Origin of the sequence: Providencia vermicola, assembly GCF_020381325.1 — a bacterium.
In the GTDB taxonomy this organism is placed as follows: Bacteria; Pseudomonadota; Gammaproteobacteria; order Enterobacterales; family Enterobacteriaceae; genus Providencia; species Providencia vermicola.
This window is the reverse complement of record NZ_JAGSPI010000011.1, coordinates 23033-47712: the sequence shown is the minus strand read 5'-3', so window position 1 is coordinate 47712 and position 24680 is coordinate 23033. Positions and strand designations below refer to the sequence as shown.

Here is a 24680-nt window from a genome sequence, read left to right as displayed (position 1 = left end):
GATTGAATTTATTGTTTTTGATGTGTCTAACATCGTGTTTTACTGTTTGGCGAACTCTGTGATCGTCAAAAGTGTCGACGGCTATTGACGAGCCAAATGGTTGATAAGCTGCTCTACCGCAGGGGAAGATAATGATTGGATGGCATAACACACGCCAATACGCCGGGAAAGTGCATGAGTTGGCAAAGGGTGAAAAACAATATTGGCATGTTCACTAGCAAGGGATTGCGGCACGATTGCCACGCCTAAGTTGAGCGCGACTAGACCAAGCGCGAGGGAAAAGGTGCTGGCATGGGCTGAAGGGGAGTTTGCCGTCGCGCCGTAAATCGGTAAAAAACGCTGGTGCCAAGTGAGTTCAGGGCACATAACCCAACATAAACCGTGTAAATCAGCGGGTTGAATGGCGTCTTTACTTGCAAGAGAGTGCTCTGGTGACATGGCTAAAACAAATGGCTCACTCGCGAGTGGAATAAACAGTTCATCCTCACAACGCATTTCTTCGCAGGCAAGGCGAATATCCCCTTTGCAACCCGACTCCAAGGTAATTAATAAATGAAAATCAGGGTCTTGAACCTGTTTGACAAACGCACAGACATGCTGGTTAGCGATGTCCTCTTCAATGCCAATTTGCAGAGGCTGGCGGTTTTTTTCACGTTTAAAGCTACTTGCCAGCGTGTCTAGTTCAGCCACCATGCGTTGTGCGTGAGGGTATAAAATTCGCGCATCTTCAGTGACATCAACGCCTCTTGGTAAGCGCTTAAACAGCTGAGTGCCTAGGTTATCTTCCAGCGTTTTGATCGTTGCTGAGAGCGCAGGCTGTGTGAGAAATAACCGTCGTGCTGCCGTGGTGATATTGCGTTCTTCGAAAACGGCGATAAAGGCGTGAAGTTGGCGATAATCCATAGGTTTTTTTGATGTCTGCGAGAAGAATAAACCATTTTAATGTAACTTTCGGATGAAATATAGTCTGCTCATGGTTTTAGGTATCAATTAAATTTATATGGGACGCAATATGCAAAACGTAAAATCATTAGTGGTGATTACTGGCGCGAGCTCAGGTATTGGCCTTGCGACGGCAAAAATGTTATCCAATGAAGGTTATGCACTTTTATTACTGGCACGCCGTATTGAGCCAATGTTGGCATTAAATTTACCTAATACGTTATGTAAAACTATAGATGTTACGGATAGAACCGCATTTTTGAATGCCGTTAAAGAAGCAGAGGTGCAGTTTGGCCCTGTTGATGGCTTAGTCAATAACGCAGGTGTTATGCTTTTAGGTGATATGACTAATCAAGACCCTAACCAATGGGATACCATGGTGGATGTGAATATTAAAGGCGTGTTGAATGGCATTCATGCCGTTGTTGATGGCATGGTCGCGCGTAAAAGAGGCACCATCATTAATATTAGTTCAGTCGCAGGACGAAAAACCTTTCCAAATCATGTGGCGTATGTGGGAACCAAATTTGCTGTGCACGGTATTTCTGAAAATTTACGCGAAGAGCTTGCCCCACATGGTGTTCGTGTGATCACTATTGCTCCAGGGGCGGTTGAAACGGCGTTACTTAGCCATACCACAGATGAAGGGATTAAATCAGGTTATCAAGAGTGGAAAAAAGAGATGGGGGGACTTGTGTTGTCAGCAGAGGATGTTGCCAATACCATTCGTTTTGCTTACCAACAGCCACAATCGGTGTGTATCCGTGAGATTGTTTTAGCAGCAACTCGGCAGCAGGCTTAGTCTGTTCATTGTTTCATCATTTTGTCATAAAACTACCATCATGTTGTCATGCATCTGACTTAAGTTCGCAGTAACTCAGCTTGGATGGAGATAACATGATGTTTAGTGTCGATGCTTTGCTCCACGATATATACCCACATCAAGCCCCGCCTGCATGGAAACGCAGTGTATTAAAACGCCTACTTTTCGAAAAAGAATTTAGTCAATTTGCCCAAGATTACCCCCATTTGAAAGGGTTGGATCTTATTGAACAAGTCATTGAGCATTTCAATATTCGCTGTGAATTAACAGAGGGTGACTTGGAGAATATCCCCGCAGAAGGCCCTGTTGTTTTAGTGGCAAACCATCCAATAGGTTCATTGGATGGGTTAGCGCTATTAAGAACCGTCGCAACGGTGCGCCCTGATGTGAAAATCGTTGCAAACCAGTTGCTTAATTATATTGAGCCATTAAAAAGTCTATTTATTGCCGTTGATAATATCAGCAACCGCACTAATCGCCAGCAAGTGGAAGCGATGCAGCAGCACTTGGATAACCGCGGGGCGCTAATTGTATTCCCAGCGGGAGAGGTTTCACGGCTCAGTAGTAAAGGTATTCGCGATAATCACTGGCGCACGGGTTTTTTACGCTTAGCCGCGAAAGCGCGCGCTGCGATTGTGCCAATGCATATTCAGGGGCGAAATAGCCATTTGTTTTATTTGGCTTCATTGCTTTACAAGCCGTTGTCCACGCTGATGTTAGTCAGGGAAATGTTTCAACAACGGGGTAAAAAACTCAAGATTCGTGTTGGAGGGCGTATTCCTTTTAGTCATTGGTATGATGGCCACACGAAAGCCCACGAATTGGCTGAACGCTTTCGCCGCCATGTCTATTTATTAGGAAAAGAGAAAGAAGGGCTGTTTTGCAGCGAAGCGGCAATTGCGTTACCTGAAGACCGACTTGAGCTAAAAAAAGCCTTGGCGGCTTGTGAGCGTTTGGGGACATCGCCAGATGGCAAAGCGATTTACCTTTATCAGCGCCATCAAGAGGTTCGTTCGCCCATATTGCGTGAATTAGGGCGACTTCGTGAAATTTCGTTTCGTGCAGTAGGGGAAGGTTCAGGCAAGCGCCGTGATTTAGATAGCTACGATGATGATTATTATCACTTGGTGTTATGGGATGACGATGAGCTCGATATCGTTGGCGCTTATCGTTTTATCCCCACTGAAAAGCAAATTGAAGCCAAAGGGTTAGCAGGGATCTACAGCTCTAGCTTATTCCACTATGATGAAGGCATGTTTCCCATTCTTGCTCAAGGTATTGAACTAGGGCGTAGTTTTATTCAGCCTAAATATTGGGGAAAACGTGGGTTGGATTATTTATGGTTAGGCATTGGGGCTTATTTAGCCAAATACCCCCAATACCGTTATCTATTTGGCCCTGTCTCTATTTCGGGAGCGATGCCGATTGCGGCGCGTGATTTATTGATCACGTTTTACCGCTTATATTTTTCTGCTGAACAGTCAATGGCGCAATCTCACAAGCCCTATCCAGCCTCTTTACCGCAGGTGTTGGCGCAATTCGCCGGTGATAATTACCAAGAAGACTTGGTGAAACTCAAAAGCTTATTAAATAACATCGGGTGTTCTATTCCGACACTTTATAAGCAGTACACTGAGCTGTGTGAGCCTGGTGGCGTGCAATTTATGGATTTTGGTACAGACCCATCATTCAATGATTGTATTGATGGTTTGGTGTTGGTGGATTTAACCAAGCTAAAGCCAACACGTTATCAGCGATATGTTGGGGTGCACTTATAACTTTTCATATATTCATCGTGTGCTTTTATTTATTGCACACGATGAATAGCTTGAGGTTTATGCATTCGCTAACTGAACAGGTTTTGACGCTTCTTGGCGATTACGTTCTAATTCTAGAGCCCCTAAATGAGACAGAATACAGAAGATGATGCAGCAAACAATACCACCTAAAAGTAGATAGAAACCTGCGTGCCAGCCCATGCGGTCAACAATGAAACCGAACAAACTTGTTCCTAACGTTGCGCCTAAAATGTAGCTTAGAAAGCCGCGTAAACCCACCGCTGAACCGACGGCGAAACTTGGTACAATTTCCATTGTTTGTACAGAGGCTAAGAATTGAGGCACGTAGATCAAGCAACCAACAACCGCGGCAAAGAAAGTCACGAGTGCAAGGGATTGGCTCTGCCAGTAACCAATTAAGCAGAAGAAAATCAATATCATGCACATAATAGCTAATGGCATTCTGCGGCCTTTAAACAGTTTATCTGTTAACCAACCTGCCAATAATGTGGAAGGAATTGCTGCCCACTCGAAGAATAAGAAAGCCACACTCATTTGGTCTTTAGAGAAGTTTTTCTCTGTGAGTAAGTAAATTGGTAACCAGCTGATCACCCCAAAGCGCACCATGTAAACGAACACATCCACGAACGAGATATACCATGCATTTTTATTTTTCAGCACATAAGTACAGAAAATTTGGAAGGCACTCATATTTTCTGGTGATTTGTCTTTCTGCTCGGTGGTGAGGAGGACTTGTTCTTCAGGCATCATTTTATCAAGGGCAGGTAAACCTTCTTGAACAGGCGTGCCTTTACCTAAAATTAAGACCACAGCCGCAAATAAGATAGCGATAACTGCAGGCACCATATAACTGGCACTTTGCCAATGTTCAGTACCGAGTACTGCAAAAGCGGCACCCACAATAGGTGCGACGATACCGCCCCCGACATTATGGGAAATATTCCAAAACGCGCCGATTCGACCTCGTTCTTTACGTGGGAACCAATTAGCAATGGTAATAAATGAAGGCCCTACCCCCATTCCTTGAAATAAACCATTAAGAATAACAAAGCCCACAAATAACCAAAAAGCGTTACTGAAACCCATACCAAAGTTAACGATAGCACAGAGGATCAATCCAAACGCCATAAAGGCTTTTGGACTCGCTTTATCGGCTAAGCTGCTCATAACACCTTTACTAATACCATATGCAATTAACATGCAGCTACTTAACATACCAATTTGCGTGGTGGTTAAATCTAAATTTTCTTTTAAATAGGGCGTAGAGAGAGTGAAATTATTACGAACAATATAATAAGCTAAATAACCAAGAAATACACTGAGTAGTGCTTGAACACGATAACGTTTATAGGTTGCAGAAATATCTTTGGATGCAACACTATTTTTTGCCGTAGCGGGTTTTAAAAATGACAGCATAAATTCACCTGTGTAAATAATTTTAAAAAATATTTTTTGAATTTTTGTCGTTTTTTATTGTTGACCCGTTCATCATGTTCTTCTTTAAAAAATATCTCAATATCATGTATTTGAGTCAATTTTGACTCAATTTTAGAAAAGTAAGAGTCATTTTGACCCAGGGATATAACTCGCTCATTTTATTTTTATTCAGAATGTGTTGGCGGTTACATTAATGGCTTAAATAGAGGAACAATGAAAGAAAACGCGATAAACTTATCACTATTGTTTTATTTAATTATTGGTTTCTATTCCTCTTTCAGTCGTATTTCAGGATATTTAAGCATCCCAATAATTCGCAAAAATGATATTTGATTTTTTTTAGTTATTTCAAAGAAATAAAAAATAAAGATAAAAGGGTGAAAAATGCCTCAAACACCTTTTTCGCTAAAATAAAAAGATTGTTACTTTCTTGATGTAAATCACATCTGCTCACAGGGCTTAGGATCATCGTATGCAGAAAAATACAATTCGACTTAAGATAGTATTTTTAATATTGCTAATACCTATCATAGGGTTAGCCTTTCCTAGTCGTTTGGCTGCCCTGCAAAATGACGAACTGGTGATTGCAACAACGCTCTCTCCTGAAGCCACTATCCATATTATGGAGAGTTGGAATGCCTTGCCAGATGCAATACCCATTCGCACCATTAACCGAACAAGTGCCTCTTTAGAACGTCTACTTGATACACAGGTAATGGAAAATGTGGATTTAGTTTTGACCTCTTCCCCAATGTTAATGCAACATTTACAACAACATGACCGTCTAGCGACGTTGCAAGATCCTCCAAATATTTCACAGAGCCTAGTCCCTGCATCATTAAAAGGCACCGTGGCTGCTGTCGCATTTTCTGGCTATGGTATTTTTGCTAACCGCCACTGGATGGCAGAAAACCAGTTACCGATCCCGAAAACATGGAACGAGCTAACCGATAGCCGTTATCAAGGCATGTTATTGATCAGTAGCCCATCGCGCTCAGATACTTACCACCTAATGATTGAATCGCTGTTACAACAGCGGGGATGGGATGAAGGGTGGCGAATTTTACTCAATGTATCAGGGAATTTAGCGACAGTATCATCACGCAGTTTTGGCGTTGCAGATAAAATTAAAACGGGGTTAGGGGGAGCGGCGCCTATTATCGATAACTATGCTAACTTACTGCTCGGGGAGCCTGACCTTGAGTTTCATTATTTACCTGACTCAGCGACACTTCCCACTTTTATCGCGATTACTCGCTACAGTTTGCATCAAGAAAAAGCTCTGCAATTTATCAACTTTTTGTTGAGTGAACAGGGGCAAAAAATATTGGCAGATAGTAATACAGGAAAATACCCAGTAACGCCATTGCCTGATAGCGACCCACGTAAAGTGCAGCAAAGCCAGTTACTAAATCAACCCAAGTTATTAGATGAACATTTAGTGTTAAAGCGCCAACGTCTCGTTCAGCAATTATTTGATTATGCGATCACTTACCGTTTGATGGAGTCTAAAGATGCATGGCGAGCGGTTTATATGGCTGAATCCCAATTGAAAAAGCCGTTACCTGAAGCACGTGCGTTACTGACCGCAGTGCCAGTCACTGAGGCGGAAAGCCGTGATCCTGAATATTATTCACGCTTCGAGGATAGTGGCAAAGCTGAAGTCGAATATATGCGTTGGCAGCGCTTCTTTCAGGAGCAACAACGCCGTGCCATTGCTTATCTGGAAACGGTCAAATGAAGCGCTGGATTATTCATTATTTAGGTTTATTTAGTTTAAGCGGAATTTTGCGCAGTGCATTTATTGCGGTGACGTTGATGACATTAATTGTCAGCGGTGCAAGCTTGTATGCATGGCACGAGCAAAACCAACAAATTCGTTATGCATTGGGGGATTATTTTCCACGTATTCAATCGTCATTCTTAATTGATGGGCAATTAAATACGTTAGTTGAAGAACTCAATGAATTTCTAAAAGCCCCCAATACAGGCACTCGGCTGCAACTGCGCAATCAAATTACGGAGCATTTGAGTAAAATTGATGGGATCAATCAAAATTTAACGGGGCGTGACCATCAGCAGATTGCTGAAATCATTTCTGAAAGCCAAGATTTACTTTCTCAACTTGATAAAGCGCTCTACACATTGTTTTTAGCCAATGAAAAAGTGAATACGTTATCAGCGCGTATTAGCTGGCTACATGATGACTTTAATACGGAACTGACATCGTTATCGCAAGATATTAGCTTACAGCAAGGGTCTTTATTAGATAAGTTTGAGCAAGAACCAAATCAGGCAAAAGCCTTGCAGAGTCGGTTGCGTAGTGTACAAAGCGAGCTGCAATTAATTTATACCTTGGCACGCTTAGAAGATCAGATAGTCAACGTGTTGGTTAACCGACTCAAAAGCACGCAAGATAATATCTCGCAAGATACACAAGAAGAAAATAATAGTTATATCCGCTACTTACGTTACTTAAAAAGCAATATTGCAGGGAATGAAGGGGCATTAAATCAGTATCCAAGCACGGTGACACTCTACCAAACTATCGATGAACTTCTCGATATTGGTTTATCTGAAAGTAAAATGCCCTCAGCGTTGCAAAATTACCAAAGTGCGAAAGCTGCGCTAGCAGAGATGACAACGGAAAAAGACCGAATTCTGGGGCGTTTTCGCAGCCAGCTTGACTTGCAATTAGGCAATAGCCACTCTCAGTTACAGACCTTAAATCATCATTTATCGGACATTATGTCACTTAGTGGCACGGTGATTATTATTACCGCCTCATTAGCTTTATTACTGGCGGTGTTATTTAATTATTTTGTGATTCGCTCACGACTTGTTAAACGCTTTAATTTGTTGAATCAGGCGGTAGTAAAAATTAGCCTTGGGGATCTAACAACACAAATTCCTGTTGAAGGGCGAGATGAGTTAGGGCGTATCGCGATGCTGCTACAAAGAACCTTAGATCAAATTAATCAACAAAAATATCAACTAGAGCAAGAGATTAGCGATAGAAAAGTCATTGAGCAGAACTTAAGAACCACGCAAGATGAGCTGATCCAAACCGCAAAATTAGCTGTCGTTGGGCAGACCATGACATCATTGGCACATGAAATTAACCAACCGTTAAATGCGCTATCGATGCATGTGTATATGGCCAAAAAAGCGCTGCAACGGGAAGATAACGAAGGTGTTATTGCCTCACTTAATAAGTCGGAATCATTAATTGCGAGAATGGACGGGATTATTCGTTCATTGCGGCAATTTGCTCGTAAACGAGATAGCCAAGAAGTCTTACAACCTATTGATTTAGTTAGAAGCCTAAAAAGCGCGTGGGATATTTTATTATTGCAGCGTAAAACCCGTGAGGCAGCATTGTATCTTCCTGAAAAAATCCCATTGGTGCTGGGGGATGAGATTGGTATTTCACAAGTTTTAGTGAACTTGTTAGTGAATGCATTGGATGCCAGCTCAAACCATGCAGAGATTTCGATTGATTACAGTGAATCGAATGATAATTTAACGTTGTATATCAGTGATAACGGTGAGGGGTGGCCCCTAGCGTTGGCTGACTCATTAATGAAGCCGTTTACGACCAGCAAAGAAATTGGCCTAGGAATGGGGTTATCTATTAGTTATTCGATTATGCAGCAATTAGGCGGAGAAATGCGAATTGCTTCAACACTGAGCCGCCATGGATGTGTCATTCTAAGTTTTAAGAAGGTGCAGGAACATGCTTGATGATAATAATGATATTTTACTCATAGATGACGACAAAGATGTACTTGAAGCTTATTGCCTGCTGCTTGAACAGGCGGGTTATCGCGTATTTAGCTGTGACGATCCAATAGCGGCAAAAGACCTTATTCATCGGGATTGGTGCGGTATTGTTTTGAGCGATGTCTGTATGCCTAATTGCTCAGGGATTGACTTAATGAGCTTATTCCTTGAAAAAGATAAACATTTACCTGTTTTGCTGATCACTGGTCATGGTGATGTGCCGATGGCGGTTGAAGCTGTCAAATTAGGTGCGTGGGACTTTATTCAAAAGCCTATCAACGCAGAATATCTGTTATTAGAAGTCGAAAAAGCGCTTGCCGCTCGCAAGCAACGGGTTATTCAACGGCGTTGGGGACAAAAGCAATTGTCACTCAATTTTGTGGGGAAAAGTGAGTGGGCTCAGCAAATTCATTTGCAATTACAAGGGCTAGCAGAGACCCATGCCGCCGTATTTTTACATGGAGAGTTAGGAACAGGGCGGGTTTATTTATCCCGTTATCTACACCAAATTAGCACTAACCGAGGCTCTCCTTTGGTGATTAAAACGTTATTAAATGCGGAAGAAACACCGTTAGATACGTGGTTGAATGAAGTCGCAGATGGTACTTTGGTGATTAAAAATATTGAATTGATGCCATTAGCTCAGCAGCGTTTTTTAGCGCAGCACCTTCAGCAGGAGCATCGGCAATTTCGCTTAATTGGGATTTCAGAAACGCCACTAATTTTACTCACTAAACAGCAAAAATTAATTGCTGAGCTTTACTATTGTTTTTCAATGACGCAAATTAATTGTTTGCCATTATTACAAAGAAAGGCCGATATCGCTCCACTTTTTGAGCATTACCTTGAGTTGGCATGCACTCGCTTAAATTTACGTTTCCCTGCACTGGATGACTCTTTTGTTAAAAAATTAACGCGTCGCCATTGGCCTGGGAATGTCGGTGAATTAGCAAATGCGGCAGAGCTCTATGCGGTTGGTATCATGCCGATGGGGGAAACGGCAAACCCGCTTCTGGCATCTGTTGCGCCTACTGCGTTAGATCAGAAAATTGAAAATTATGAACGGCAAATCATTACAGAAGCACTTAATATTCATCAAGGTCGAATTAATGACGTGTCGGAATACCTGCAAATGCCACGAAAAAAATTGTATTTGCGCATGAAAAAATACGGCTTGGACAAACACCATTACCGAACTTAGTCATAACAAAAAAGGTGTTGAATAGATAGCTCCATTCAACACCTAAATTCAGATAACTATGTGATAGATGACTTAAGGAACCGGCACCGCCTCACCTTTGTAGTTATCTAAAATAAATTTCTTCGTTTCATCACTTTTCAGTGCAGCCATCAGCTTCGTAATTCGTGGGTCATTTTGGTTATCTTCACGTGTTACCACCACATTGGCAAATTTACTGTTAGCCGCAGGTTCGCTGTAAATAACATCTTTCGTTAAATCTAAACCGGCATTAATCGCAAAATGGCTATCAATAGAGGCAACATCGGCCTCGCCATTTTTATAAATTTGCGGCATTAATGGTGCATCATAAGTAAATAAAAACTGTAAGTTACGTGGGTTTTCAACAATATCGTCAATGGTTGCATCATCCGGGTCAATATCACTGCGTAATTTAATTAAACCTTCATCTTGGTACAATTTTAGAATATGACCGTGTTGGGAAATATTGTTGCTGCTCAGTACTTTGGCCCCATTGGGTAAGTCTTGCAAGCTTTTATGCTTTTGCGAGAAAAAGCGGTACGGATGCATATGCACTGCGCCAACAGACACGAGTTTCCAATCGGGGTGGTCTGCTAATGTTTTATTTAAATACGGAACATGCTGGAAAAAGTTCGCATCTAATTCTTTGTCAGCCAATGCTTGGTTTGGAATAATGTAATCATTAAATACACGGATATCTAAATTAATTCCGTCTTTTTCAAGCTGTGGTTTTACAAACTCTAATATTTCTGCATGGGGTGTTGAAGATGCCCCTATTGTTAATTTATTGCTTTTTTCTTGTTGGTCTGGCTGGCAAGCAGTGAGTGCTAAACTGGTAATTAATAATGCCCCGAAACGCGTTAATAATGATAATTTCATACTGTTATTCCTAATTAGCTGAGTGTAGATAAAATTAATAATTTATTGGCCTAGGTTGATGTTATTAACGTTTATCAATCCACCGAACTAGGGTGTCTCCTATCACTTGAATACATAAAACAATAGCTAAAATCACTAATGTAGCGACCCAGACGACATCCATATGGCTGCGTTGGAAGCCTTCTAAATAGGCCAAATTTCCTAACCCGCCTGCACCAATTGCACCAGCAACCGCGGTGCCTCCGACTAATGAAATTAGCGTAACCGTTAAGCCTGAAATCAAGGCAGGGGAAGACTCGGGTATCAACACATTAAAAATCAAGGTGTGCAGTTTTGCTCCCATAGACTGGCTAGCTTCAATAACCCCTTTATCGACTTCGCGTAAAGCAATTTCCACTAACCTTGCATAGAAAGCACTCGCTGAAATCACTAAGGCTGGAAGCGCCGCGTTAACCCCTAAAATAGTGCCAACGATCCATTTGGTTACAGGGAATAATAAAATGATTAAAATAATAAACGGCACAGCACGGAAGATATTCACAATAAAAGAAAGCACACGGTAAACCGCAATATTCTCTTTTTTACCTTCTTGTGCAGTTAAAAATAAAAAGGTACCAATTAAAATTCCCAAAATGCCCGATAACGCACCAGAGACCAATGTCATATATAAAGTATTGAGGGTTTCAATGCCCAAAACATGCAATTTTAAATAGGGTAAATAGCCACTAACCCAACGCTGTATCTCATCCACGACTAAATCACCTCAACAACGATATTTCTTTTATTTTTAAGATACTCAACGGCATCCGTTAATTTTTCAGTTTCAGGTAGAAATTGAAGATATAAAAAGCCAGTACCTTGGTTAAACGCCCCTTTAATCAATTTAATCGGCTCGTTAAATTGAGAAATTAAGTCATACAGCAAATAATGGCTCTGTTTTTCTTCATCTAAAACGACGCGAATAACCGGGCCATCAGCCAATATTGTCTCTAAGTCTTCTGGGGTATCTGTTGCAACCTCACTTTGTGATAAAAACTGCCGTGTAATTGCATGTTGTGGGTCATGAAATACTTGGCTGACGAACCCTTCCTCAACAATACGGCCTTTATCAATGACGGCCACTTTATTGCAGATACTTTTGACGACCTGCATTTCGTGGGTAATTAGCACGATGGTGATATTCAGCTCGCGGTTAATACGTGCCAATAATTGCAAAATAGTTTGTGTAGTTTTTGGGTCTAGCGCAGATGTTGCTTCATCACACAATAAAACATCAGGGTTGTTGGCAAGGGCGCGTGCGATACCAACCCGTTGTTTTTGCCCTCCACTCAGCATGGATGGGTATTCATCAGCTTTATCGGTTAGCTCAACTAACGCCATCAATTCATCAACACGGGCTTTACGTTTCTTTTTATCGAACCCTGAAATTTGCAATGGAAATTCAATGTTCTCTCGCACTGTTCGTGACCACAGTAAATTAAAGTGCTGAAAAATCATGCCTATAGATTGGCGTATTTTTAAAACTGCTTTTTCATCACTGTGGGTAATATTATGTTGCCCAACAATTATTTCACCGCTAGTGGTGTCCTCTAACCGATTTAGCAAGCGAATGAGGCTACTTTTGCCCGCACCGCTATAACCGATGATGCCAAAAATATCCCCAGCCGCAATATTGAGGTTGATGTTATCAACCGCGACGGTCTGTTTTTTATTACGGCTGTAGATCTTGCTGACATTCTTGAGTGTTATCACGCTGATCCCCTTGGATGAATTGGTTATATCATAGATCCAAAAATGGATATCTAGACGTCTATACTGCTAAAGTAATCAGGAATGTGATGAATGTCAAATAAAAGATAGGGATGAGTTAGATGAAAATAGTCTAATCAATAAAAAACGTTAATAATCATTGGATTATTATTTTTGTTCATTATTCAAAATAAGGATTATGGGATAAGGTTGAAATAGAAGAAGTTGAGGGAGTGATCCCCCCTCAACCATTAAAGATTATTTCGAAAATTGATGGCCAATCAAATAGATAACAGAGGAAGAAACTAACCCAGCAACGACAACGGAGAGTTCTGGAGCATAAGCATTCACGATTAACGCAATGCCAGAGGCGAGTATCCAAGAAACGAACGCTAAGGGCTGCCAATTTTTTGCTTCGTTATTTTTACGTTTGAGTACTAACTGATCCATGATGATAATGGCAGCGATTGGCGGCACAATTAAACCCAGCAAATTCAACCATGTTTGGAATGCATTCCAAATGCCCGTTACAGCAACGATGATCCCGATAACCCCCAGAATAATGGTTAAAGTTCTCATTTTGCCTTTTGTAATATGAGACCAACCCACCGCACCATTGTATAAACAGTGAGTACAGCCAACGCCTAAGTTAACAAACACAAAAATAATCGCGAGTACAGAAAGCAGCGGACTTGAATTTGCTAAAATAGTGATGAAATCCCCCCCCGTGACTTCTGGGTGCATGACCACACCAGTCGCCACAATAATTGCACCAATCACTTCTGCAAAAAATTTGGAAATCGGGAAGGCAGTAAAGGCAGCGAGAAAACCTTGTTTGCCGTTTTTTGCCCAGCGAGTGAAGTCAGCCGTCATGGTGCCTGAATCTGTAAATGTAGAGAAAATCATGGTAACCGCAACACCAAAAGAGAGTGCTCCAGCCCCTGCTAACGGTTGGTAATTGAGAATATCTGAAGAGCCACTTTTCATCGCAATGTAAACGGAGATTAGCCCTAAAATCAAATACATTGGTGCTGCGATATACCCCAAAATGGCGAGAGCTTTAATGCCGATGAAGGTTGCGCCAACATATAGCACTCCACCTAAAATCGTCATCAGTAATAAGTCCTGCCCAAATGAGCGGAACATTGTATCACCCGTAAGGCCGACCATTAATGCAAACCAGCCGATAACAACAGTGGCAAGCAAACCTGAAACGGCGATATATCCACGCTGTCCAAAGGTTCTTTTCGCGGAGATCGCGAAGTTTTCCCCTGTTTTACCTGCCAAATAACTTAAAGACCCAATGACTAAACACAGCAATAAGTTACCCACTAAAATAGCGGTAACGCCCATTTTAAACCCTAACATGGCGGTGACAACACCACCAATAACAGCACTGGTTAAGACTAATGGGAAACTGTACCAAACAGCAGAAACAGAGGCGAAACTTTTACGGTGTTCGAGGGGAACGGGAACATGTTCATATTCGGAATCTAATAAAACATTATCTTTTTCTTTATTTGACATATTAGGTGAACCTCATTTTAATTAAAATTAATTGGAGTACCTATAAAAATTAATAATAAAATTTCTATAATTTAAATCTTATGGATATGAATTAATTCGCTAAAAAAAGAAAATAAATCCCTTGGTGAATAAATTACTTTATTAACCTGTAATTAATTGATTTTTTGGTTTGTTTTATGGTGTGGCAAGCATACCAACAGTTAATAAAGAATAGAATCCATTTAAAAAGTATTCATCAATAGGGGGGATGATTGTTGATTTTTTTTCAATAAAGGCGCTTTAATGTGATTGCACGCATCGTTAATGAGTGAATTAATGTTGTTTTTAGATGATATTTAAAAATTAAAAATATATTTTTATATTCATATTAAAAAATAAATTTAAAATTGTGATTTCAATCAAATTGAATGTTTTATATTTGTTAAAATATTATTATATATAAATATAACATATTTATTAGGTTGTCATTTTCCATTCATAAAACCTTCATCAATCTGACGTATTGGCACCGTAGCATCATCGGCAACGATTAAGTCCCAAAGAGGATACCAAGATGATGCAACAGGCTCTCTCTTCATCGAGTGAGTGCTCGACTATTTTGCCTTTCAGGCAAACAGCGAGCGACTTACCCATGATCGCAATACAAAATCTATCACAGGCTTTTTCACAACAATATGTGCTTAATGGCATCGACTTAACGGTGGAAAAAGGCACGGTTTTAGCACTACTTGGGCCATCTGGTTGCGGCAAAAGTACTTTGCTCAAACTGTTAGCAGGCTTATTGCAGCCCACCAATGGCACTATCCAATTTGCGGGTAATATCGTCGCAAGTGCCCACCACCTCGTCCCCCCAGAGAAACGCAACCTCGGCATGGTATTCCAAGATTATGCTTTATGGCCACATATGACCGTTGCGCAGAATGTTGCATTTCCTTTGAGAATGCGGGGGGTAGGCCGCCAACAGATTGAAGCTCGCGTAGTTAAAGCCCTTGAGCGTGTCGGATTAATGGATTTTGCCAAGCGAAAACCCGCGGATTTGTCTGGTGGGCAGCAGCAGCGCGTCGCACTGGCTCGAGCCATTATTGCTGAACCTGAAATTTTGTTATTCGATGAACCTCTTTCCAACCTTGATATCGCTCTGCGCCAATCTCTTTGTGAAGAAATGGCGCAATTGCTGAGGACATTGGAAATTACTGCGGTGTATGTCACTCATGATCCCGCTGAAGCCAATACGTTAGCACACCAAATAGCCCATATGCGAAATGGCAAAATTGACCGTTTGACGACCTTATGAAGAGAGAAATCCCATGCAAAAGTTAACCGCAAAACACGTTTTTTCAATAAAGGGTATTACCATGAGCCTTAGCCTTTCCTGTGCACTGTTTTCTGTTTCAACGCAAGCCATTACGGTGTATACCGCGGGGCCTGGCGCGATGGCAAAACAACTGGCCGCAGGGTTTGAAAAACAAACAGGCACGAAAGTGGATGTATTCCAAGCCACAACGGGCAAAGTGATGGCAAGGCTTGAGGCTGAACAAGCAAACCCGCGTGCGGATGTGCTGATTTCTGCTTCATGGGATACCGCCGTTGATTTACAACAAAAAAACTGGTTGTTGGCCTATGAAAGCCCAAATGCACAGCAAGTGCCTGCGCGATTTAAAACTCCTTATTATGTCGCCCAAGGGATTTCAGCTCTCGGTATTGTGTGGAACAGTAAAAGTGGCACGCCAAAACCAACGGATTGGCAAGATTTAGCACAGCCTGTATTTAAGGACAAAGTGACGATGCCAGACCCAGCATTATCTGGGGCATCACTGGATTTAGTCTTGGGTCTACAAAATGCCAAAAAAGAGGCGGCATGGTCACTTTTTGCTGATTTAAAAGCCAATGGTATGGTGATTTCGGGGCCAAATGCACAAGCGCTCACCCCTGTACTACAAGGAGCGAAGGCCGCTGTATTTGGTGCGGTGGATTACGTGGCTTATGGCAGTATTGCCAATGGTGAATCCATTGAAGTTATTTTTCCCAGTAGCGGTACCGCGATAGCCCCGCGGCCAATGATGATTTTAAAAAGCAGTAAACAGCCTGATGAAGCGAAAGCGTTTATTGACTATGTGTTGTCTGCAGAGGGCCAAGAGATCGTCGCTAATGCATGGTTGATGCCTGCCCGTGCTGACATTGCGGGGAAACGCCCTGATTTTTCAACACTGACATTATTGCCAGAAGCCCCAACTGATAGCGCAGAGCGCAGCGATGTTCTCTCACGTTTAAGTGCCTTGTTCCGTTAGTTTTCTCGGCAATAATTAGCAAACCGCTGGGTAGGTTTCTTACCCAGCAGGAGTGTTGTTTCTAATGATAAAAATTCGTTTTCTCCCTTTAATCATCATTATTGCACTCGCCGTTTTAGTGGTGATCCCTCTGTGCTTTATTGTGCTACAGGCGCTATTTCCACAACTCGGGCAAGGGCTATTTTCCCAACCGTTCGCACCTATTATTCATTTAATTAATGAGCCAGAGCTACCCGAGCTACTACAAAATACATTATTGCTCGGCGTCGGCGTTGCACTCATTAGTGCGGTGATTGCGATTCCTTTAGGGGCGTTACGTGGCTTATTTAATTTGCCGTTTGCCAAGGTTTGGGACTTGCTTTTTCTGATCCCATTTTTGATCCCGCCTTATATTGCAGGCTTATCGTGGATGCTGACATTGCAGCCGAATGGGTATTCCCAACAGCTGTTTGGTGTTAGCCCTGGAAGCGCGATATTTTCCTTAGGTGGTATGATGGGAATTATGGCGCTGAATTTATTTCCTGTGCTGTACTTTGCCGTTTCACGCAGTATGGCGGCAAATGGTAACCGCCTTGCCGATGTGGCTCGAGTTCATGGCGCGCCGCCTTGGCAAGCCTTTTTCAGGATTACTTTTCCGTTATCCTTACCGTCAATAGCGGCTGGGTTATTGTTGGTGTTTACCTTAGCGATTGAAGAATATGGCATCCCTGCTGCAATAGGCGCACCAAATGGTATTCGTGTATTAACAACAGATATTGAACAGCGTTTAGCGGATTGGCCGATTGATTTACCTGGTGCGGCGTCGTTATCGTTGATTTTAGCGAGTGTGGCGATTTTTGCTTATACGCTACAACGTTCTATTGTTTCGGGGAAAAATGTGGCGACGACGACAGGGAAAGCTGCGGCGTTGGTGACTCGTTCTCTTGGGGTATGGCGTTGGCCTGTTGTCGGGGTATTTGCAGTGGTGGGCTTTTTAGCCGTCGGGATGCCGCTACTGGCAATGTTTGGTACTGCATTTTCATCGACGGTCTCAGGCGGTTTAGCGTGGGATAATTTAACCTTAAGGCATTTTTCTGGTTTGGTTGATTCCCAAGCGGAAGCGCTAGATGCGTTATTAACCAGTGTGTCATTAGCCAGCGCAACGGCGATACTAACGGGGGTTTTAGGGTTTTTATCTGCGTGGCTGGTGGTTTCTCAACGTATCCGTGGGGCTGTTATCATTGATGCCTTGTCTTTATTACCCATTTCCATTCCAGGGATAGTGATTGCCGTAGGGATGATTTTGGCGTGGAATCAGCCTTTCTGGCCTGTCACGCCATACCATACTTGGGGCATTTTATTGCTCGCTTACAGTTGTTTGTTGTTGCCATATCCCGTGCGGTATTGCAGCGCAGCGCTAACACAAATTAGTGGTAGTCTAGCGGATGCGGCGAGGGTACATGGGGCATCTGCAATAACGACGTTGCGTTTGGTGCTGTTCCCATTAGTGCTGCCAAGCTTATTGGCCGCGATGATGTTGGTATTTGCCGTGGCATCGAGGGAACTCGTTTCCTCACTTTTACTCGCCCCCGCAGGAATGCAGACAGTATCTATCTTTGTGTGGCGGCAGTTTGAGCAAGGCTCCATCGGCAGCGGCATGGCGATGGCCTGCGTCGCCGTGTTGATCAGTTTAAGTTTGATGCTATGCGCACAATGGGTGCAGGGGCGGTATAGCAGAGAATAATGTGAAAGAACTCAAGGTGGCAACATGCCACCTTGATTATATTGGTTAGTTAATATCACTCGCATCGTGGCGTTCGCGTACTTGCTGTGCGGGGTCGCCTTGTAAGCGATTGACGCGGCGGCCGCGTTGTACTGCAGGGCGTGCATAAACTTCATCTGCCCAGCGAATGACATTCTTGTATTCATGCACCGATAAAAATTCGGCGGCATCATACAGCCAGCCTTTGACTAAGGCGCCATACCACGGCCAAATGGCGATATCAGCGATCGTGTAATTATCACCTGCCACGTATTTATTATTTGCTAAACGCTTATCGAGCACATCGAGTTGGCGCTTGGTTTCCATGGCAAATCGATTGATTGGGTATTCGTATTTTTCAGGGGCATAGGCGTAAAAATGACCGAAACCGCCTCCTGCAAAGGGGGCAGAGCCCATCTGCCAAAATAACCACGATAATGTTTCGGCGCGTTCAGGCTGTGTGGTAGGTAAAAAGGCAGAAAATTTTTCCGCCAAATAGGTAAGAATTGAACCTGACTCGAACACGCGGATAGGCTCTTTACCACTTCTATCGACCAATGCAGGGATTTTTGAGTTCGGGTTGATATCCACAAATCCAGAACCAAATTGGTCACCTTCACCAATATTAATTAACCAGGCATCATATTCTGCCTCTTTTATGCCCAGAGCTAATAACTCCTCGAGCATAATTGTCACTTTTTGCCCGTTAGGCGTGCCCAGCGAATAGAGCTGTAGTGGGTGCTTACCAATTGGAAGCTCTTTTTCGTGTGTAGCACCAGAAACAGGGCGGTTAATATTGGCAAATTTGCCGCCATTGCCTTGCTGCCATTGCCATACTTTGGGTGGAATATACGGTGTGTCTGCCATTGAGCATCTCCTTAATTATTTCGAAGAATTTGATTCAATAATCCCATTGTTAATGGTTCCACTGTAGCAAGCCATTGCCAATTCGCCAGCTTTTTTATCGATTCTTGGGTGTGATCAGGTTGTGAACCGCGCAGCGTGCATGAACTCCATCTTTAAACAGAATGTTTTTTTGCATAAAATCTGACTGATAAAATTATGCTGATATTGTTAATGCGCACAACGAGTCAGTAAAAAAATCTCCCTTAAGCTGAGATAGCTTAAGTGTTAAGTTGATAACTAAAGGTAAATATTTATCTCGGCAATCAAAAAAACACCTTTAATTGACACTTAAGCGAAAAATATTTAACAAACGAATTGTGCAAATAACTAATCCTTTTAAAAAAAGGATGTGAACAATATGTGAACATTGGCACTAATTTCGCAGGGGGCATTTTATACATTGAATACCAATAAGAGATATCCGTTGGTTGGAGTGCGCCCATGTTTGCATCAAATTCAAATATCTATCAAAGCCTATTAAATAGGGCAAACACGCAGCCTGATGCTGTCGCCATTGTTTTTGAAGAGCAGCATTGGCGTTATCGCCAGTTATTGGTGAAGGTCAACCAAACGATGTTTTGGCTAACATCAACCCTACAATTGCGAAAAGGCGACCGTATTATTTTGGGTTGGGGAAACACCATAGAGTTTTGCCAGCTATTTTATGCAGCGGTGGGGCTGGGTATTCAGGTTATTCCATTAAGCACCAAAATGAAGGAGTTTGAGGGCAAAGAGCATCTTTCACGTATTAATGCAGATGCCATTTTTTGGGATGATACCTACCAGCCGTGGTTGGGGGACTTTAATGTAAAAGGTATAAGCCTTTCTCAATGGAAAGCATTAACACTGACGGATGAAATGACGTTTGTGAATCATGTTAATGAAGAAGACCCTGCCGTCATTATTTTTACATCAGGGACAACAGGGGCACCAAAAGGTGCTGTCATTACGCATAAAAATATTTTGTCAGCGGTTTATGCTTATCAACAAACATTAAAATTAACTGAAAATGATAAAACGATATTAGCCGTACCGATTTACCATATTACTGGGCTATCGGCTATTTTGGCATTATTTATTCATATTGGTGGAACTATTTTTCTACATCAAAAATTTAATGCTAAAGAAATGATTTCAACAATTGCGAAAGAAAAAATTACTTTTTTACATGGCTCGCCGACAGTTTTTATTTTATTAGTTCAAAAGATAAAAGAAAATAAAAGCATTAATTTAGAAAGATTTAATTCGTTGAAAATGATTGCCTGCGGTGCAGGGCATTTAAATGAAGGAACGATTAAAGAGCTATCTTATATTTTTACAAAAACATCAATTCATTCTATATATGGTTTAACGGAAACATCGTCCCCTGCAACGGTATATTTAGATGATATTCGAAACAGTCCGAAAAAAGCCAGTTCAGGCACACCAGTTCCAGGGCTGAAAGTTTCGATTAGAAGTGAAAAGGGTGAAGAAAAACAGGTAAATGAAACGGGGAACATTTGGGTTAAAGGGGATGTTGTCATTCAGCGTTATTGGCCTGATAGCCCTGCAAATACCACGTCGTTTCAGGATGGATGGTTCTTTACTGGGGATATTGGCTATCTGGATGAAGACGGCTTTCTTTATATTCAAGATAGAATTAAAGATATGATTAACCGAGGTGGGGAAAAAATTTATTCTATCGAAGTGGAAGATTTAATTTCCAATTACCCTGGTGTCAATGAAGTCGCCGTTATTCCAGTAGAAAGCCCAATTTATGGTGAAGAACCAATAGCGTTTATTATTCCAGAAAGCCAAGTTTGTTTAACCAGTAAAGAAATTATGGAATGGCTAAAAGAACGGATACCTAATTATAAAGTTCCTGTAAAAATTATGTTTACCCGTAATTTCCCAAGAACATGGAATGGGAAAATAAGTAAGAAAGATTTAAAACAGCGATATTATTCTTTAAATAGCTAACAGCTAATTCTTTTTTTAATTTATCAAATAAAGGGCTATGAAATATTAGCCTTTAGGTAGGTTTTATCATGAATAATAAGTTTATCTCTAAACAAGAAGCCGCTGAATTAATTAATGATGGCGATACAATTTGCACTGTGGGAATGACATTAACCAGCGCAGCTGAGTCTATTTTGTCTGCTATTGAACAGCGTTTTTTATCAGAAGGTTCGCCAAAACAATTAACGCTAGTACATGCGGCTGGGCAATGTAACCGTATTCGCGGCAATCAACATTTTGCACATCAAGGCATGGTGAAACGCATTGTTGGCTCTCACTGGGGACTAGCGCCGCGTTGGATGCAGATGATCAACGATAATGAAGTTGAGGCCTACTGCTTACCTCAAGGGCAAATGGTGCATTTGTATGGCGCGATGGCAGCAGGTCTTCCTGGTCGTTTATCCAAAGTCGGTTTAGGGACATTTATTGACCCTGACTTAGAAGGTGGCCGAATGAATGCCAAAACGCTAGCACTGCCACCGCTAGTCGAAAAAGTGAGTTTTAAAGGGGAAGATTGGCTGTGGTATCCCGAAATTCCGCTGGATGTTGTGGTGATCCGCGGTACGCATGCAGATAGCAAAGGTAACCTGACCACCGATGAAGAAGCCATGTCGTTGGAAGTGTTGCATGCGGTTTTAGCGGCAAAACGCTTCGGTGGGAAAGTCATTGCTCAGGTGAAATATTGCGTGGAAGAAGGCACTTTGCACCCGAAACGCGTTACCGTCCCTGCCAGTTTTATTGACCACATCGTGATTTGTGATAACCCAGAAGAAGACCACCGCCAGTCTTCGAGCTGGTTCTTTGACCCTACATTGTGTGGTGATATTCGCACGCCTGTGCAGCAAACCACGCCACTGCCTCTCGATATTCGTAAGTTGATCGGGCGTATTGCTTGTCGTTATCTCACTGAAAACTGTGTGATCAACTTAGGGACAGGGATCCCCAACGATGTGATCGGTTCGATTATCCAAGAGGAAGATGCCACGAAACGCGTTGATATTACTGTGGAATCTGGCATTTGGGGCGGAGTTCAAGCGGGGGGGATTGATTTTGGTATTGGCCGCAACCTGTCTGCGATGATCAGCCACCAAGATCAGATGCTTTACTACAACGGGGCTGGGGTAGATATCACTTATATGGGCGCGGGAGAAATGGATGCCAGCGGTCATGTGAATGCCACTTTGCTTGGCAATATTTGCCCAGGAGCCGGTGGGTTTATTGATATCACACAAAATGCTCGTCATGTGGTTTTTTGCTCAACATTTACTGCGAAAGGGTTAGATATCCACTGTGAAAACGGGCAGTTAAAGATTACCCGTGAAGGGGATATTCGTAAGTTGGTGAATAACGTTAGGCAGATTTCTTGGAACGCAGATGTGGCGCGTCAGATTAACCAAACCATGCATTTTGTCACGGAACGAGCGGTATTTACTTTGGGTGGAAAAGTGCCTGTATTGGTTGAAATCGCACCAGGGATTGACCTTGAACGCGACATTCTTGCCCATATGGATTTCGTGCCAGAAATCTCCCCTGATTTGAAAGTGATGTCCTCTTCATTATTTGAAGAAGCGCCTTTTGGTTTGGTTTCGTATTTATAGTTTCAATATTAAAGAGGGATTTATTTATGTTAGTCAAAGACAAAGTTGCCATCGTCACGGGCTCAGCAAGAGGTATTGGTTTTGCTATTGCACAAGTACTAGCAGAAGAAGGTGCAAAAGTGGTGATTTCCGACCTCGCGATGTCCTCAGGTGAAGAAAGCGCAAAACAATTACAGCAGCAAGGTTTTGAAGCCGTGTTTATCCCTTGTGATATTGCTAAACGTGAGCAAGTAAACGCACTCTTTTCACAAGCTAAAGAACACTTTGGCGGCATTGACGTGATTGTGAATAACGCAGGGATTAACCGTGATGGAATGCTGCATAAGTTAAGTGACGACGATTGGGATAAGGTTATCGACATTAACTTGAAAGGCACGTTTAACTGTATGCAAGAAGCAGCAAAATTGATGCGCGAGCAAGGAAGCGGTCGCATTGTGAATATCTCTTCCGCAAGCTGGTTAGGGAATGTGGGGCAAGCTAACTATGCCGCCTCAAAAGCAGGTGTTATCGGCTTAACGAAAACTGCTTGCCGGGAATTGGCGCGCAAAGGCGTCACTGTCAATGCTATCTGCCCTGGATTTATTGATACCGACATGACCCGTGGTGTGCCTGAAAAAGTATGGGACATCATGATCAGCAAAATCCCAGCGGGCTTTGCGGGTGACCCACGAGACGTTGGGCAATGTGTGGCGTTCTTAGCGTCAGACAAAGCGCGCTATATCAATGGCGAAGTGATTAATGTTGGCGGCGGTATGGTGCTGTAGGAGAACAGAATGAAAAACGCAAATGATATTGTGATTGTCAGTGGTGTGAGAACGGCTATTGGTACCATGGGTGGCAGTTTTGCGAACACGCACCAACACGATTTAGGGGCTGAAGTGATCCGCGAAGCCGTAAAACGAGCAGGGATCGCACCAGAAGATGTGGATGAAGTGATTGTCGGAAACGTGGGGCAAATCGCAGAAAGTGGTTTTATTGCGCGGATCTGTCAACTACGTGCTGGCTTACCAAAAGAAACTACCGCTTATTCTGTTAACCGCCAATGTGGCTCGGGGCTACAGGCACTGGCAGATGGCATGATGTTGTTGCAAACAGGGCAGTCGAATGTGGTTGTGGCATGCGGAACGGAAAACATGACCATGCTGCCGTACTACTTGCGTAAAGCGCGTTATGGCTATCGCATGGGCAATGATGTTTTAGAAGATGGATTGACGTCGATTTTAACTTGGCCTGAAGGCCCATACCACAATGGGATGACGGCGGAAAATGTTGCAGAGCAATTTAATATTTCCCGTGAGGAAATGGACGATTTTGCCTGGGATAGTCAGCAAAAAGCGCTGAAAGCCATCGAAGCAGGTTACTTTAAAGAGCAAATCTTGCCGATGGAAATTCAAGAAGGGCGTAAAGGGACACGTATTTTCGATACGGATGAGCACCCACGAGATACGCCAAGGGAAAAACTGGCAAAATTACGCCCTGCATTTAAAGCGGATGGTGTGATTACTGCAGCCAACTCTTCAGGGATTAATGATGGTGCAGCGGCATTAGTGATGATGCGCCGCGAAGAAGCGGAAAAACGTGGTTTGAAGCCACGAATGAAAGTGGTGGATTGGGCGGTTGCGGGCTGTGAAGCTGCCATTATGGGTTTTGGCCCAGCACCTGCGACACGCCGCTTGATGGAAAAAATAAAGATGGATGTCAAAGACATTGATCTTATTGAGTTAAATGAAGCTTTTGCCGCTCAAGCGATAGCAGTTATGAATGATTTGTCATTAGATAGTTCACGGGTCAATGTGAATGGCGGCGCGATTGCACTGGGTCACCCCGTTGGGGCGAGTGGGGCGATTTTACCCGTTAAGTTAATGTATGAAATGGAACGCCGTCAGGTTACTACAGGGTTAGTGACGATGTGTATCGGTGGTGGTCAAGGGATATCAATGTTGTTCGAAAGAGAATAAGAAATACCGCAAGTAAAAGCCCGACGTGGGGCG

Annotated in this window: 19 protein-coding genes; 12 read left to right on the top strand and 7 right to left on the bottom strand. The window is 42.6% G+C overall.

Going from position 1 to position 24680, the window contains the following annotated elements:
- Positions 1-81 precede the first annotated feature (81 nt).
- A complete protein-coding gene (locus tag KDJ85_RS16050; RefSeq protein WP_225820507.1) occupies positions 82-903 on the bottom strand; it encodes a LysR family transcriptional regulator in 822 nt (273 codons plus the stop codon).
- 109 nt (positions 904-1012) lie between these two features.
- Between KDJ85_RS16050 and KDJ85_RS16045 the strand changes: the two genes are divergently transcribed.
- Together KDJ85_RS16045 and olsF are read left to right on the top strand one after the other, a co-directional pair.
- Positions 1013-1744, top strand: a complete 732-nt coding sequence (locus KDJ85_RS16045; RefSeq protein WP_225820506.1) for an SDR family oxidoreductase — start codon at positions 1013-1015, stop codon at positions 1742-1744.
- A gap of 98 nt (positions 1745-1842) precedes the next feature.
- Positions 1843-3543 (top strand): bifunctional ornithine lipid synthase OlsF, encoded by a 1701-nt coding sequence (gene olsF / locus KDJ85_RS16040; RefSeq protein ID WP_225820619.1) that lies wholly within the window; start codon positions 1843-1845, stop codon positions 3541-3543.
- Positions 3544-3600: 57 nt separating this feature from the next.
- Here olsF and pgtP read toward each other — a convergent pair whose 3' ends face one another.
- Positions 3601-4980 (bottom strand): phosphoglycerate transporter PgtP, encoded by a 1380-nt coding sequence (gene pgtP / locus KDJ85_RS16035; RefSeq protein ID WP_225820505.1) that lies wholly within the window; start codon positions 4978-4980, stop codon positions 3601-3603.
- A 493-nt stretch (positions 4981-5473) separates the two neighbouring features.
- Between pgtP and KDJ85_RS16030 the strand changes: the two genes are divergently transcribed.
- The 3 genes from KDJ85_RS16030 to pgtA are packed head-to-tail and all read left to right on the top strand — an operon-like array spanning position 5474 to position 9985.
- Entirely contained in the window at positions 5474-6742 is a 1269-nt protein-coding gene (locus KDJ85_RS16030) for an ABC transporter substrate-binding protein (protein WP_225820503.1), read from the top strand.
- Complete coding sequence (gene pgtB / locus KDJ85_RS16025) at positions 6739-8745, top strand: two-component system sensor histidine kinase PgtB (RefSeq protein WP_225820502.1); 2007 nt, start codon at positions 6739-6741, stop codon at positions 8743-8745. Before KDJ85_RS16030 ends, pgtB begins: the two co-directional genes overlap by 4 nt.
- Entirely contained in the window at positions 8738-9985 is a 1248-nt protein-coding gene (gene pgtA / locus KDJ85_RS16020; protein ID WP_225820501.1) for a two-component system response regulator PgtA, read from the top strand. Before pgtB ends, pgtA begins: the two co-directional genes overlap by 8 nt.
- A 72-nt stretch (positions 9986-10057) precedes the next feature.
- On the opposite strand, the gene KDJ85_RS16015 is transcribed toward pgtA, so the two are convergent.
- The 4 genes from KDJ85_RS16015 to KDJ85_RS16000 form a co-directional block, all read right to left on the bottom strand.
- Entirely contained in the window at positions 10058-10882 is an 825-nt protein-coding gene (locus KDJ85_RS16015; RefSeq protein ID WP_206083340.1) for a MetQ/NlpA family ABC transporter substrate-binding protein, read from the bottom strand.
- A gap of 64 nt (positions 10883-10946) precedes the next feature.
- On the bottom strand, positions 10947-11633 hold the full coding sequence (locus KDJ85_RS16010; protein ID WP_377210621.1) for a methionine ABC transporter permease: 687 nt from the start codon (positions 11631-11633) through the stop codon (positions 10947-10949).
- Positions 11634-11635: 2 nt separating this feature from the next.
- The gene (locus KDJ85_RS16005; protein WP_225820500.1) at positions 11636-12634 is read right to left on the bottom strand and encodes a methionine ABC transporter ATP-binding protein; all 999 of its coding nucleotides are present in this window, start codon (positions 12632-12634) and stop codon (positions 11636-11638) included.
- 255 nt (positions 12635-12889) lie between these two features.
- Positions 12890-14158, bottom strand: coding sequence for a cytosine permease (locus KDJ85_RS16000; protein ID WP_225820499.1), 1269 nt, complete (start codon positions 14156-14158; stop codon positions 12890-12892).
- Positions 14159-14789: 631 nt separating this feature from the next.
- On the opposite strand from KDJ85_RS16000, the gene KDJ85_RS15995 reads away from it, so the two are divergent.
- The 3 genes from KDJ85_RS15995 (at position 14790) to KDJ85_RS15985 (ending at position 18169) form a co-directional block, all read left to right on the top strand.
- Positions 14790-15452, top strand: a complete 663-nt coding sequence (locus KDJ85_RS15995; protein ID WP_225820617.1) for an ABC transporter ATP-binding protein — start codon at positions 14790-14792, stop codon at positions 15450-15452.
- Between the two features lie 61 nt (positions 15453-15513).
- Positions 15514-16446: an ABC transporter substrate-binding protein gene (locus tag KDJ85_RS15990; RefSeq protein WP_377210623.1), complete on the top strand. Its 933-nt coding sequence runs from the start codon at positions 15514-15516 to the stop codon at positions 16444-16446.
- Positions 16447-16510: 64 nt separating this feature from the next.
- Positions 16511-18169: an ABC transporter permease gene (locus tag KDJ85_RS15985; RefSeq protein ID WP_225820497.1), complete on the top strand. Its 1659-nt coding sequence runs from the start codon at positions 16511-16513 to the stop codon at positions 18167-18169.
- 45 nt (positions 18170-18214) lie between these two features.
- Here KDJ85_RS15985 and yghU read toward each other — a convergent pair whose 3' ends face one another.
- Complete coding sequence (yghU, locus tag KDJ85_RS15980) at positions 18215-19054, bottom strand: glutathione-dependent disulfide-bond oxidoreductase (protein ID WP_225820496.1); 840 nt, start codon at positions 19052-19054, stop codon at positions 18215-18217.
- Positions 19055-19534: 480 nt separating this feature from the next.
- On the opposite strand from yghU, the gene KDJ85_RS15975 reads away from it, so the two are divergent.
- The 4 genes from KDJ85_RS15975 to KDJ85_RS15960 all read left to right on the top strand — a co-directional run bounded on the left by KDJ85_RS15975 (position 19535) and on the right by KDJ85_RS15960 (position 24647).
- Positions 19535-21052: a class I adenylate-forming enzyme family protein gene (locus KDJ85_RS15975; protein WP_225820495.1), complete on the top strand. Its 1518-nt coding sequence runs from the start codon at positions 19535-19537 to the stop codon at positions 21050-21052.
- 68 nt (positions 21053-21120) lie between these two features.
- Entirely contained in the window at positions 21121-22689 is a 1569-nt protein-coding gene (locus tag KDJ85_RS15970) for an acyl CoA:acetate/3-ketoacid CoA transferase (protein WP_225820494.1), read from the top strand.
- Positions 22690-22715: 26 nt separating this feature from the next.
- On the top strand, positions 22716-23453 hold the full coding sequence (gene fabG, locus KDJ85_RS15965; protein WP_225820493.1) for a 3-oxoacyl-ACP reductase FabG: 738 nt from the start codon (positions 22716-22718) through the stop codon (positions 23451-23453).
- Between the two features lie 9 nt (positions 23454-23462).
- Entirely contained in the window at positions 23463-24647 is a 1185-nt protein-coding gene (locus KDJ85_RS15960; RefSeq protein ID WP_225820492.1) for a thiolase family protein, read from the top strand.
- Positions 24648-24680 lie beyond the last annotated feature (33 nt).

Bases quoted from the DNA above. Each gene is read 5' to 3' on its own strand.
- KDJ85_RS16050 (WP_225820507.1), bottom strand. From the start codon at position 903: ATGGATTATCGCCAACTTCACGCCTTTATCGCCGTTTTCGAAGAACGC.
- KDJ85_RS16045 (WP_225820506.1), top strand. From the start codon at position 1,013: ATGCAAAACGTAAAATCATTAGTGGTGATTACTGGCGCGAGCTCAGGT.
- olsF (WP_225820619.1), top strand. From the start codon at position 1,843: ATGTTTAGTGTCGATGCTTTGCTCCACGATATATACCCACATCAAGCC.
- pgtP (WP_225820505.1), bottom strand. From the start codon at position 4,980: ATGCTGTCATTTTTAAAACCCGCTACGGCAAAAAATAGTGTTGCATCC.
- KDJ85_RS16030 (WP_225820503.1), top strand. From the start codon at position 5,474: ATGCAGAAAAATACAATTCGACTTAAGATAGTATTTTTAATATTGCTA.
- pgtB (WP_225820502.1), top strand. From the start codon at position 6,739: ATGAAGCGCTGGATTATTCATTATTTAGGTTTATTTAGTTTAAGCGGA.
- pgtA (WP_225820501.1), top strand. From the start codon at position 8,738: ATGCTTGATGATAATAATGATATTTTACTCATAGATGACGACAAAGAT.
- KDJ85_RS16015 (WP_206083340.1), bottom strand. From the start codon at position 10,882: ATGAAATTATCATTATTAACGCGTTTCGGGGCATTATTAATTACCAGT.
- KDJ85_RS16000 (WP_225820499.1), bottom strand. From the start codon at position 14,158: ATGTCAAATAAAGAAAAAGATAATGTTTTATTAGATTCCGAATATGAA.
- KDJ85_RS15995 (WP_225820617.1), top strand. From the start codon at position 14,790: ATGATCGCAATACAAAATCTATCACAGGCTTTTTCACAACAATATGTG.
- KDJ85_RS15990 (WP_377210623.1), top strand. From the start codon at position 15,514: ATGAGCCTTAGCCTTTCCTGTGCACTGTTTTCTGTTTCAACGCAAGCC.
- KDJ85_RS15985 (WP_225820497.1), top strand. From the start codon at position 16,511: ATGATAAAAATTCGTTTTCTCCCTTTAATCATCATTATTGCACTCGCC.
- yghU (WP_225820496.1), bottom strand. From the start codon at position 19,054: ATGGCAGACACACCGTATATTCCACCCAAAGTATGGCAATGGCAGCAA.
- KDJ85_RS15975 (WP_225820495.1), top strand. From the start codon at position 19,535: ATGTTTGCATCAAATTCAAATATCTATCAAAGCCTATTAAATAGGGCA.
- KDJ85_RS15970 (WP_225820494.1), top strand. From the start codon at position 21,121: ATGAATAATAAGTTTATCTCTAAACAAGAAGCCGCTGAATTAATTAAT.
- fabG (WP_225820493.1), top strand. From the start codon at position 22,716: ATGTTAGTCAAAGACAAAGTTGCCATCGTCACGGGCTCAGCAAGAGGT.
- KDJ85_RS15960 (WP_225820492.1), top strand. From the start codon at position 23,463: ATGAAAAACGCAAATGATATTGTGATTGTCAGTGGTGTGAGAACGGCT.